General features: G+C 60.2%; 12 protein-coding genes and 1 pseudogene. 3 read left to right on the forward strand and 10 right to left on the reverse strand.

The window, feature by feature from the left end:
- Positions 1 to 100: 100 nt before the first annotated feature.
- The 10 genes from GE543_RS22245 to ubiE form a co-directional block, all read right to left on the reverse strand.
- A complete protein-coding gene (locus GE543_RS22245; protein WP_153222391.1) occupies positions 101 to 2,017 on the reverse strand; it encodes a methyl-accepting chemotaxis protein in 1,917 nt (638 codons plus the stop codon).
- Between the two features lie 88 nt (positions 2,018 to 2,105).
- Complete coding sequence (locus GE543_RS22250) at positions 2,106 to 2,813, reverse strand: 16S rRNA (uracil(1498)-N(3))-methyltransferase (RefSeq protein WP_004409197.1); 708 nt, start codon at positions 2,811 to 2,813, stop codon at positions 2,106 to 2,108.
- Positions 2,810 to 3,610, reverse strand: a complete 801-nt coding sequence (tatC, locus tag GE543_RS22255; protein WP_004409199.1) for a twin-arginine translocase subunit TatC — start codon at positions 3,608 to 3,610, stop codon at positions 2,810 to 2,812. The genes GE543_RS22250 and tatC overlap by 4 nt, the downstream gene beginning before the upstream one ends.
- Positions 3,607 to 4,083, reverse strand: a complete 477-nt coding sequence (gene tatB, locus GE543_RS22260; RefSeq protein ID WP_153222392.1) for a Sec-independent protein translocase protein TatB — start codon at positions 4,081 to 4,083, stop codon at positions 3,607 to 3,609. Before tatB ends, tatC begins: the two co-directional genes overlap by 4 nt.
- 4 nt (positions 4,084 to 4,087) lie before the next feature.
- A complete protein-coding gene (locus tag GE543_RS22265; protein WP_153222393.1) occupies positions 4,088 to 4,363 on the reverse strand; it encodes a twin-arginine translocase TatA/TatE family subunit in 276 nt (91 codons plus the stop codon).
- 44 nt (positions 4,364 to 4,407) lie between these two features.
- Positions 4,408 to 4,740 carry a phosphoribosyl-ATP diphosphatase gene (locus tag GE543_RS22270; RefSeq protein ID WP_153222394.1) on the reverse strand — a complete coding sequence of 111 codons (333 nt, stop codon included), beginning with the start codon at positions 4,738 to 4,740 and terminating at the stop codon, positions 4,408 to 4,410.
- A 2-nt stretch (positions 4,741 to 4,742) separates the two neighbouring features.
- Positions 4,743 to 5,135 (reverse strand): phosphoribosyl-AMP cyclohydrolase, encoded by a 393-nt coding sequence (gene hisI, locus GE543_RS22275; RefSeq protein WP_003432368.1) that lies wholly within the window; start codon positions 5,133 to 5,135, stop codon positions 4,743 to 4,745.
- A gap of 67 nt (positions 5,136 to 5,202) precedes the next feature.
- Positions 5,203 to 6,822 (reverse strand): ubiquinone biosynthesis regulatory protein kinase UbiB, encoded by a 1,620-nt coding sequence (ubiB, locus tag GE543_RS22280; protein WP_003316635.1) that lies wholly within the window; start codon positions 6,820 to 6,822, stop codon positions 5,203 to 5,205.
- Positions 6,819 to 7,442, reverse strand: coding sequence for an SCP2 domain-containing protein (locus GE543_RS22285; protein WP_153222395.1), 624 nt, complete (start codon positions 7,440 to 7,442; stop codon positions 6,819 to 6,821). The genes ubiB and GE543_RS22285 overlap by 4 nt, the downstream gene beginning before the upstream one ends.
- A complete protein-coding gene (gene ubiE, locus GE543_RS22290) occupies positions 7,442 to 8,212 on the reverse strand; it encodes a bifunctional demethylmenaquinone methyltransferase/2-methoxy-6-polyprenyl-1,4-benzoquinol methylase UbiE (protein WP_003341410.1) in 771 nt (256 codons plus the stop codon). Before ubiE ends, GE543_RS22285 begins: the two co-directional genes overlap by 1 nt.
- Positions 8,213 to 8,356: 144 nt before the next feature.
- Between ubiE and GE543_RS22295 the strand changes: the two genes are divergently transcribed.
- The 3 genes and pseudogenes from GE543_RS22295 to GE543_RS22305 all read left to right on the forward strand — a co-directional run bounded on the left by GE543_RS22295 (position 8,357) and on the right by GE543_RS22305 (position 9,598).
- Complete coding sequence (locus GE543_RS22295; RefSeq protein WP_003316638.1) at positions 8,357 to 8,635, forward strand: polyhydroxyalkanoic acid system family protein; 279 nt, start codon at positions 8,357 to 8,359, stop codon at positions 8,633 to 8,635.
- A 64-nt stretch (positions 8,636 to 8,699) separates the two neighbouring features.
- Positions 8,700 to 8,898: pseudogene (locus GE543_RS22300) on the forward strand (phasin family protein); the annotation flags it as partial.
- Between the two features lie 10 nt (positions 8,899 to 8,908).
- Positions 8,909 to 9,598 (forward strand): phasin family protein, encoded by a 690-nt coding sequence (locus GE543_RS22305; protein WP_153222396.1) that lies wholly within the window; start codon positions 8,909 to 8,911, stop codon positions 9,596 to 9,598.
- Positions 9,599 to 9,644 lie beyond the last annotated feature (46 nt).

Genomic DNA, 9,644 nt, shown 5'->3' on the forward strand with positions numbered 1-9,644 from the left:
CGTAGGAGATTTCCGAGCACGAAGGAGGGGTGAAGGGTGTCACATTTTGTCGAAAAAAATGGCCCGCGCCGTTTGCTGGCGCGGGCTGTGCGCTGACAGATCAGACGGTGAAGCGGCTCACCAGGACCTGAAGGTGGTTGCCCAGTCTGGCCAGTTCCACGCTGGACGCTGCGGTTTCTTCACTGGCCGCAGAGGTCTGTTCGGACACGTCACGGACATTGATGATGCTGCGGTTGATCTCTTCGGCGGTCGCGCTCTGTTCTTCAGCGGCAGCGGCAATCTGCTGGTTCATCGCCTGGATTGCCGAGACGGTTTTGGTGATGCTCTCCAGCGATCCACCGGCCCTGCGGGTCAGCTCCACGCTGCTGGTGCTCAGTTCGCGGCTGCTGTCCATGACGGTTGTGGCCTGCTGTGTACCGCTTTGCAGACGGGCGATCAGCGCTTCGATCTCTTCGGTGGATTTTTGCGTGCGCTGCGCCAGGCTGCGTACTTCATCGGCAACCACCGCAAAGCCGCGACCGGCCTCACCGGCGCGTGCTGCCTCGATAGCGGCGTTCAAGGCCAGCAGGTTGGTCTGCTCGGCGACCGATTTGATGACGTCCAGCACGCTGCCGATCTTGTCGCTTTCCTGTTTCAGCGCGCCCATCGCTTCGCTGGAATTGCTCACCGCAGAGGCGAGGCGTTCGATTTGCGCAATGGCCTCGTTGACCACTCGTTCGCCATCGCGGGCCTGGCGGTCTGCCGTCACCGCTGCTTCCGAAGCTTCCTCGGCGTTGCGTGCGACCTCCTGAACGGTCGCCGTCATTTCATGCATGGCAGTGGCGACCTGATCGGTCTCGACCTTCTGGCTGTTGACCCCGGCGCTGGTCTGCTCAGTAACTGCCGACAGCTCTTCGGCTGCACTGGCAATCTGGGTGACACCATCGCGAATCCCGCCGACCAGTTCGCGCAGGCTCACCGTCATGCGCTGAATCGTGGCCTGCAGCTTGCCCAGTTCGTCCTTGCGATCGACCTTGAGGTTGCGGCTCAGGTCGCCCGAGGCCACCCGCTCTACGACCTCAAGGGTCTCCTGCAGCGGGGTGGTGATCTGGCGAGTGATGACCCAGGCCGCGAGAATGCTCAGCACCAGCGCCAACGCAGTCGCTGCGGCGATCATCGTCACCGACTTGGCGCTGTCTGCATCGCGGCTCTTGTTCTGTCGGGTAATCAGGTCGTTGCTGGTGGCGAGCATGCTGACGCCCAGCGTGGTCATTTTATCCAGTGCGGCCTTGGATGCGGCCTGGGCATCGCGGTAGCGGCCCACAGCCGCGCGGTAGCCATTCAGCCCGGCGATGGCCTGTTGCAGCATGGGCGAATAAGTGGAAGAAATGTCGCCAGCCAGCGTGTTGATCCCGGTCACCGCGTCATCGATGGCCTTATTGGCGTCTTTTTCGAAATCGGGACGGCCGCTGTAGGTGTAACCACGTACCTGAAAACGCGCCTGCTGAATCAGCTTGCTGACGCCGACGATGCCATTGAAGGCCAGGATGTTATCTTCCTTGAGCAGTTCGGCTTCGATCCTGTCGGCCTGATCCACCGCTTTGTCGGCGTTTTCGCCCATCTGGCTGCGGCTCGCTTCGCGGGTTTCGATCGCCTTGCTCATGTCCTCGAACGACTGGCGGTAGTCGCGGGTCGCCTGAATCTGAACATCCAGCAATTGCAGGTTCTCGGGGGATCGCAGCAGGTTTCTGGCGGTTTGCAGTGCAGCGTCGAGCTCATCGAGTGTACTTCTGACCTTCGCTGCGGTCTCTGCGTTGTACAGCGCCTCGTAGCTCATACGGTTGATGCGCAACTGAAGGGTCAGCTCATTGACCTCTGCAATCGCAGTGACACGGTCCCCACGATCGATCAGGGCCTGATTGCTGAACCAGCCGGTGGCCGAAATCATCAGCGTCATCAACAGCACCAGGCCAAAGCCTATCGCCAGTTTCAGGCTGACACTCGCATTGGCGAGGCTTTTGGATAACCCACGAGACATGATCACTCCTTGACGTCTTTTGTCCTAAGTATCCGACTGCATCGGCCAGTTATCGGTTAACTGAAGCGATTGAGTCGACACTGACAGCTTAGAACAAGCGAGCGAGAAGGGCCGTTACAGCGGTTTCGACGCGCAGGATGCGTTCGCCCAGTTGCACGGGTTGCAAACCCGACTGGCGCAACAGATCGATTTCGTAGGGTATCCAGCCACCTTCAGGGCCGATGGCCAGTGTGACTGGCTCTGTGACCGCACGCGGGCAGGCCGGGAAATCACCGGGATGGCCAACCAGGCCCAGTGTATCGAGCGCGATCTGTGGCAAGCGATCTTCAACGAAAGGCTTGAAGCGCTTTTCGATCACGATTTCAGGCAGCACCGAATCGCGTGCCTGTTCCAAGCCCAGAATCAGCTGCTCGCGGATGGCTTCAGGCTCGAGAAATGGCGTTTGCCAGAAGCTTTTTTCCACCCTGTAACTGTTCAGCAGGATGACTTTCGGCACGCCCATGGTCGCAACGGTCTGAAACACCCGGCGTAACATCTTGGGGCGTGGCAACGCCAGCAACAGGGTAAGCGGCAGTTTGGCCGGCGGCGCACTCTGCAGCTCGACACGCAGCTCTGCTTCATGGGGTTCAAGGCGCAGCAGTTCGGCATTGCCCAGCAGGCCATTGACCCGGCCCACCCGCAAGCTGTCGCCGACCTCTGCGCGATGCACCTCCTGCATGTGCTTCAGGCGGCGGTCACGCAGGACCACCCGGTCAGCCGCAATGAAATCGGCTTCCTCAAGCAGCAGCAGGTTCACGGTGTGGTCGCGGGCGGCTGGTCTTGCTTGTCAGCGTCCTCGGTCTCATCGTCCGGATGTTCGCCACGCTTCTTGATCATCGTGCTGCACAGTACGCCCAGCTCGAAGAGCAGCCACATCGGCACCGCCAGCAGCGTCTGCGAGAAGATGTCCGGCGGGGTGAGGATCATGCCGACCACGAAGCAGCCGATGATCACGTAAGGGCGGATCTTCTTCAGGTACTTGACGTCGACGATGCCGATCCATACCAGCAACACCACGGCCACCGGGATTTCGAAGGCCACGCCAAAGGCGAAGAACAACGTCATCACGAAGTCCAGATAGCTGGCGATGTCGGTCATCATCGACACGCCTTCCGGCGTCACGCTGGCGAAGAAGTGGAAAATCAGCGGGAAGACCAGAAAGTAGGCAAACGCCATACCTGCGTAGAACAGGATGATGCTCGACACCAGCAGTGGCACCGCGACACGCTTCTCGTGCTTGTACAGGCCCGGCGCGATGAAGCCCCAGATCTGATGCAGGATCACCGGCATGGACAGAAACAGCGCGACCATCATGGTCAGCTTGAACGGCGTGATGAACGGCGAAGCCACATCGGTGGCGATCATCGTTGCGCCTTCAGGCAGATAGACTCGCAGCGGCGCCGAGACCAGTGTGTAGATCTTCTGCGTGAAGTAGAACAGGCCGGCGAAAATCAGGAAGACTGCCGCAACGCAGCGCAACAGACGTGTACGCAACTCGGTGAGGTGCGAGATCAGCGGCATTTGCTGATCGTTTTCCGGGGTATCAGCGCTCATGGTGCTCGCGGTGGCAATGACGAATCGTGGGCGGGAGGCGTCGGGACCGGTGTGCCGGCGTCAGCCGGTTTCGCGGTTTTCTCCAGCGACAGCTCGGTCTTCGGTGCCGCAGGTTGTGCAGGACCGATTTCGTGGTGCGCGGCTTGGTCGTGCACGGGGCTTGCAGCTTGGTCCGCTGCCGGTGCTGGCGACGGATTCACCGGCTCGGAGCTGTTCTCGGGCGGTTGATTGGGCGCGAACATTTTGCGCGCTTCGTCTTCCATCGAAAGAATGTGCTCGTTGTGTAGCTGCCGACGAATCTCGTCAGCCCCGATTTCACGTTCAACTTCCTGTTTGATCGCATTGAAGCTGCGCTTCAACCGGCCGATCCATAAGCCTGCGGTGCGTGCAGCACCCGGCAGGCGCTCGGGACCCAGTACCAGCAAGGCAACCAGGCCGACAAGCAGCAGTTCAGAGAAGCTGATACCGAACATGGGCTTAAACCTGGTCTTTGCGGATCGGCTCGTCGACTTTGTGCGCCTGAGCGTCGATGGTGTGTGGCTGGTTCAGCGGCGAGCCCTGTGGGGCTGGCTGGGCCTGCTGTGGTTGAGGTGCAGGCTGTTCGGTTGGCTTGTCATCGTCATTCATTGCCTTGCGAAAGCCTTTGATCGATTCGCCGACGTCGCTGCCCAGGCCCTTGAGTTTCTTGGTCCCGAAAACCAGTACAACGACGATCAGGATGACGATCCAGTGTTTCCAGTCAAAAATACCCATGAAACAGTCCTCGTAAAAGATTTCAAGCTTGAAAGGGGAGAGCGTTACTCTGCCGAGCGAGCGGCTTTTTCCGCGTGGCCGGACAAGCCGAATCGGCGGTCCAGTTCATCGAGCACGGCCTGCGGGTGCTGACCCAGCGCGGCGAGCATCACCATGCTGTGAAACCACAGGTCAGCGGTTTCATAAATCACGTCACTGCAATCACCGCTGACCGCAGCGTCCTTGGCAGCGATGATGGTCTCGATCGACTCTTCGCCGAGCTTTTCCAGAATCTTGTTCAGGCCCTTGTGATACAGGCTTGCGACATAGGAGCTGTCGGCAGCGGCGTCCTTGCGGGATTCCAGCACATCGGCCAGACGGGACAACGTATCAGTCATGTTCAATGGCCTGCCTGGTAAATAGCATCAGGATCTTTCAGAACCGGGTCTACGGTCTTCCAGCCTGAATTTTCATACACTCGGTAGAAGCAACTTTCGCGGCCGGTATGGCAAGCGATGCCACCGATCTGCTCGACCATCAGGATAATGACGTCGGCGTCACAGTCCAGGCGCAGTTCATGCAGCTTTTGCACATGACCCGATTCTTCACCTTTGCGCCAGAGTTTGCCACGCGAACGCGACCAATAGATGGCACGGTTCTCGGACGCCGTCAGGCTCAGGGCCTCGCGGTTCATCCAGGCCATCATCAACACCCGGCCGGTCTTGTGATCCTGAGCGATTGCAGGCACCAGACCGTCGCTGTTCCAGTGAATCTCGTCCAGCCAGTCTTTCATATCTACTCCGGCAGCCGGCTTTCATGCCCGGCGGATTGAACAGTGTGCCAGCGCCATCCGCTGCTGGCTATCGGCGAACGATCAGATACAGCCCGGCGATGAGCATGATCGCCGCCGGCCACGCGGTGAGCGTCAGCAACTGGGTAGCAGCCTCGCTCATCACCCAGCCCTGTATCGCGCCGCCGACCAGCAATGCCGCACCGATCAGCCGCAGGACCGGCTCGTCCTTGCGATCGTGCCATGGGCGCGGCGGATCAGAGGCGTGCGGGCGGGACATGCGCTCCAGCAGATCACGGGTCATGCCTGCGATATGCGGCAGTTGCTCGACCTGTGATTGCAGATTGCCCAGCAGGGTTTTCGGGCTGACCCGTTCACGCATCCAGCGCTCCAGATAAGGCTGCGCGGTGCTCCACAGGTCCAGTTCAGGGTACAGCTGACGACCCAGCCCCTCGATGTTGAGCAGGGTCTTTTGCAGCAGAACCAGTTGCGGCTGGACTTCCATATTGAAGCGGCGTGCGGTCTGGAACAGGCGCATCAGCACCTGACCAAAGGAAATATCCTTGAGCGGCTTCTCGAAAATCGGCTCGCAGACCGTACGGATGGCCGCTTCGAATTCATTGAGCTTGGTCTCTGCCGGCACCCAGCCCGAATCGATGTGCAGTTGCGCAACGCGACGATAATCACGTTTGAAAAAGGCAAACAGGTTACGCGCCAGATAATCCTGATCTTCCGGGGTCAGGCTGCCGACGATGCCGCAGTCGATGGCAATGTACTTCGGCGCCCACGGGTTGACCGTGCTGACGAAAATGTTGCCGGGGTGCATGTCGGCATGGAAGAAGCTGTCGCGAAAAATCTGCGTGAAGAAGATTTCCACGCCGCGCTCGGCGAGCAGTTTCATGTCGGTGCGCTGATCGGCCAGCCCGGCCATGTCGGTGACCTGCAGGCCGTAGATACGCTCCATGACCAGCACTTTCGGGCGGCACCAGTCCCAGTAGACTTGTGGCACGTAAAGCAGGTCGGAGCCTTCGAAGTTGCGTCGCAACTGGCTGGCGTTGGCCGCTTCACGCAGCAGGTCGAGTTCGTCGTAGATGGTCTTTTCATAATCCATCACCACCTGCACCGGGTGCAGCAGGCGGGCATCGGCAGACACGCGCTCGGCGGTGCGGGCCAGAATGAACAGCCACGCCAGGTCCTGACCGATGATCGGCTTGAGGCCGGGGCGTACCACTTTGACCACGACTTCTTCGCCGGTCTTCAGGCAGGCGGCATGCACCTGAGCGACCGAAGCGGACGCCAGCGGCTTCTCGTCGAAGCGGCTGAACACGTCACAGATGCGCGCGCCGAGCTGTTCTTCGATCAGCTTGATCGCCAGTTGCTGATCGAACGGCGGCACGCGGTCCTGCAGCAGCATCAGCTCGTCGGCGATGTCCTCGGGCAGCAGATCGCGCCGTGTAGACAGCAGTTGCCCGAACTTGATGAAAATCGGCCCCAGGTCCTGGAGCGCCAGACGAAAGCGTACGCCCCGGCTCAGCTCGGATTTACGCCGTGGCAGCCAGCGCCAGGGCAGCACGAAACGCAGCGCGAGCATCCACCACGGCAGGGGCAGGGCGAACAACAGGTCATCAAGGCGATAGCGGATAACGACACGTTGAATGCGAAACAGACGGCGGACGGCAAGCAGCTTCATGCGTTATCGCTGGTATTGAGGGAGTGGGCAAGGCGGGCAAAGCGCGCCTCGAGGCGTTCCAGATCGAGCTTGATCTGATCGAGTTCGGCAAATCGTGCTTCGGCTTCGTGCTTGCCTACAAGGGTGCGCGATTCTTCGCTGAGGTAGTCGGCAACGTTCTGGCTGAGGCTGTTGAAGCTTTCCCAGGTCCAGCGCCCACTGTTGCGCAGCTGGTTGCTGAACAACTGGCTGGCCACAGGGCCGATCCAGTTGGACAGCTCGTGCTCCCAGTCCAGCTCCAGGTCCTGAAGAATGCCGACCAGTTCCAGCAGCGCGCCGCTGTCACCGTCGAGTTCGACGTCCGGGCCGTGCAGCACAGCGGTCTTGTCCTTGCTGAGGGCCAGGCGCACCAGGCTGGAAGCCGGCGCGCGCAGGGTGCAGTCAGCCTCGGCAGCCCAGTCAGCGGCGAGCAGCAAGCCTTCGTCGCTGGGCAGGATGAACAGCTTCAGGGACGGATCGCGACAGTCCACCGCAATGACACGCCCGGACAGACGCGCCATGCGTGGCAGCGCGGTGCTGTCCAGGCGCAGCACCCGATTGATGCCGTGCTCGATACTGGCGAGCAGCCCCCGGAGCAACATCAGGGTTTGATACCGCGATGCAGGGCCACGACGCCGGCAGTCATGTTGTGATAGGTCACGCGGTCAAAACCGGCTTCTACCATCATCGACTTGAGGGTTTCCTGGTTGGGGTGCATGCGGATCGATTCGGCCAGATAGCGGTAGCTTTCCGAGTCATTGGTGACCAGCTTGCCCATCAACGGCATGAACGCGAACGAGTAGGCGTCGTAGGCCTTGGACATCAGCTTGTTGGTCGGCTTGGAGAACTCCAGCACCAGCAGGCGACCACCCGGCTTGAGCACGCGCAGCATGGAACGCAGGGCGTCTTCCTTGTGCGTCACGTTGCGCAGGCCGAACGCGATGGTCACGCAGTCGAAATGGTTGTCCGGGAATGGCAGTTTTTCGGCGTCGGCCTGGACGAACTCGACGTTGCCCGCCACACCCAGGTCCAGCAGGCGATCACGGCCGACCTTGAGCATGGAAGCGTTGATGTCAGCCAGGACCACCTGGCCGGTCGGGCCGACCAGGTTGGAGAATTTGCGGGTCAGGTCACCCGTGCCGCCAGCAATGTCCAGCACGCGGTTACCGGTGCGGACGCCGGACAGCTCGATCGCGAAACGCTTCCACAGGCGATGCATGCCGCCGGACAGTAGGTCGTTCATCAGGTCGTACTTGGCCGCCACCGAATGGAAAACCTCAGCGACTTTTTCTGCCTTCTGGCTTTCCGGTACATTTTTGTAACCGAAGTGAGTCGTAGGTTCGGCATCGCTGCCTTTGCGCTGATCGTTCATATCGCTTCACCGGAATAGAGTGCGGGTCATTCTAATCGCCAAGGCCGGCTTTGTCTTGACAAGGCTCACCTGCAACGCTTTCTTGGATGCGGGCGGGTGTATATAGTTGCGCCGCATTTCATATGACGATCAAGGAAGCCTCCGATGGCCAAGATAACCGTTGAACGCCCGCACGCCCTGGGCCTCGAGAAGGCTCGCGAAAAGGCCGAGCAACTGGTCGAGAAGCTGTCCACCCGATACGGACTGGCTCACGAATGGGCTGGCGATACCGTAAAACTGGAGGGCAAGGGCGCCAAGGGCGAGGTCGAGGTCGAAGAGGCTTTGATCCGCGTGAACATCGAGCTGAACTTCATCCTGTCGGCCATGAGCGGTTCGATCAAGACAGAAGTCGAGCGCGTTCTCGACAAGGCGCTCGCTGCCTGAACGCCGTATGCAGACCTGCTGATTTTTCTTCGCCGCCGTGTGCCCATGCGCTCTTTTATGCGCGCAAATCGACAGAATCGAGCGTGCTTTCGACGTTCGAGTCGCAAAGGCCTTGAACCGGGTCGGTATCCCGTCTAAACATGATGTAGACACGCTCTTTGCCAGGCTCGATGAGCTGACGGCGTTGCTTGAGCGTGTCGGGCCGATAAAAGCTCGAACGCTGCGTGCCGAAACGACTCGGGCGTTCCAAGTCTGGACGATAAGGAGAACAGGATGGCTGGCAAGAAAAAAACCGACAAAGATGGCAGCTCCTGGATGGGCGAGGTTGAGAAGTACTCTCGTCAGATCTGGCTGGCGGGTTTGGGCGCGTATTCCAAAGTCAGCAATGACGGCAGCAGGCTTTTCGAGAGCCTGGTGAAGGACGGCGAGAAGGCCGAGAAGCTGACCAAGGTCGAAGCGCAGAAGCAGCTCGATGACGTCAAGAACACCAGCAAGTCGGCCAAGTCTCGCGTAGACGATGTCAAAGACCTCGCGGTTGGCAAGTGGAACGAGCTGGAAGAGGCTTTCGACAAGCGTCTGAATGGCGCCATCTCGCGTCTGGGTGTGCCGAGCCGCAGTGAAGTACAGGCGCTGCACAGCAAGGTCGACCAGCTGACCCGGCAGATCGAGCTGTTGGTGGGCGCGAAAGCCAAACCGGCTGCCTCACGCACGTTGGCGGCCAAACCTGCAGCGCCGAAAAGCGCGGCGAAACCGTTGGTCAAGGCGGCGGCCAAGCCTGTCACCAAAGCGGCGGACAAGAGCGTGGCGGCCAAGCCAGCTGTCAAGAAAGCAGCGGCCAGGCCCGTCGAGGCTGCCAAAAAGCCTGCCGCTGCGAAAAAAACAGCGGCAAGAAAGCCGGCCGCCAAACCTGCTCCCAAGCCTTCTACGCCGGCCGCATCGGAAAAAACCGCGATTCAGTCCTGATACCCGGCTGCAACAAAGAAGACCGGACGCAGAGCGTCCCGAACGG

Source organism: Pseudomonas sp. SZ57 (genome assembly GCF_009495975.1).
GTDB classification, from domain to species: Bacteria; Pseudomonadota; Gammaproteobacteria; order Pseudomonadales; family Pseudomonadaceae; genus Aquipseudomonas; species Aquipseudomonas syringae.

Excerpts from the sequence above, each read along its gene's own strand:
- GE543_RS22270 (WP_153222394.1), bottom strand. The coding sequence starts at position 4,740 with ATGACTGATACGTTGTCCCGTCTGGCCGATGTGCTGGAATCCCGCAAG.
- ubiE (WP_003341410.1), bottom strand. The coding sequence starts at position 8,212 with ATGAACGATCAGCGCAAAGGCAGCGATGCCGAACCTACGACTCACTTC.
- GE543_RS22285 (WP_153222395.1), bottom strand. The coding sequence starts at position 7,442 with ATGTTGCTCCGGGGGCTGCTCGCCAGTATCGAGCACGGCATCAATCGG.
- tatB (WP_153222392.1), bottom strand. The coding sequence starts at position 4,083 with ATGTTCGGTATCAGCTTCTCTGAACTGCTGCTTGTCGGCCTGGTTGCC.
- GE543_RS22295 (WP_003316638.1), top strand. The coding sequence starts at position 8,357 with ATGGCCAAGATAACCGTTGAACGCCCGCACGCCCTGGGCCTCGAGAAG.
- GE543_RS22245 (WP_153222391.1), bottom strand. The coding sequence starts at position 2,017 with ATGTCTCGTGGGTTATCCAAAAGCCTCGCCAATGCGAGTGTCAGCCTG.
- GE543_RS22265 (WP_153222393.1), bottom strand. The coding sequence starts at position 4,363 with ATGGGTATTTTTGACTGGAAACACTGGATCGTCATCCTGATCGTCGTT.
- ubiB (WP_003316635.1), bottom strand. The coding sequence starts at position 6,822 with ATGAAGCTGCTTGCCGTCCGCCGTCTGTTTCGCATTCAACGTGTCGTT.
- tatC (WP_004409199.1), bottom strand. The coding sequence starts at position 3,610 with ATGAGCGCTGATACCCCGGAAAACGATCAGCAAATGCCGCTGATCTCG.
- GE543_RS22305 (WP_153222396.1), top strand. The coding sequence starts at position 8,909 with ATGGCTGGCAAGAAAAAAACCGACAAAGATGGCAGCTCCTGGATGGGC.
- hisI (WP_003432368.1), bottom strand. The coding sequence starts at position 5,135 with ATGAAAGACTGGCTGGACGAGATTCACTGGAACAGCGACGGTCTGGTG.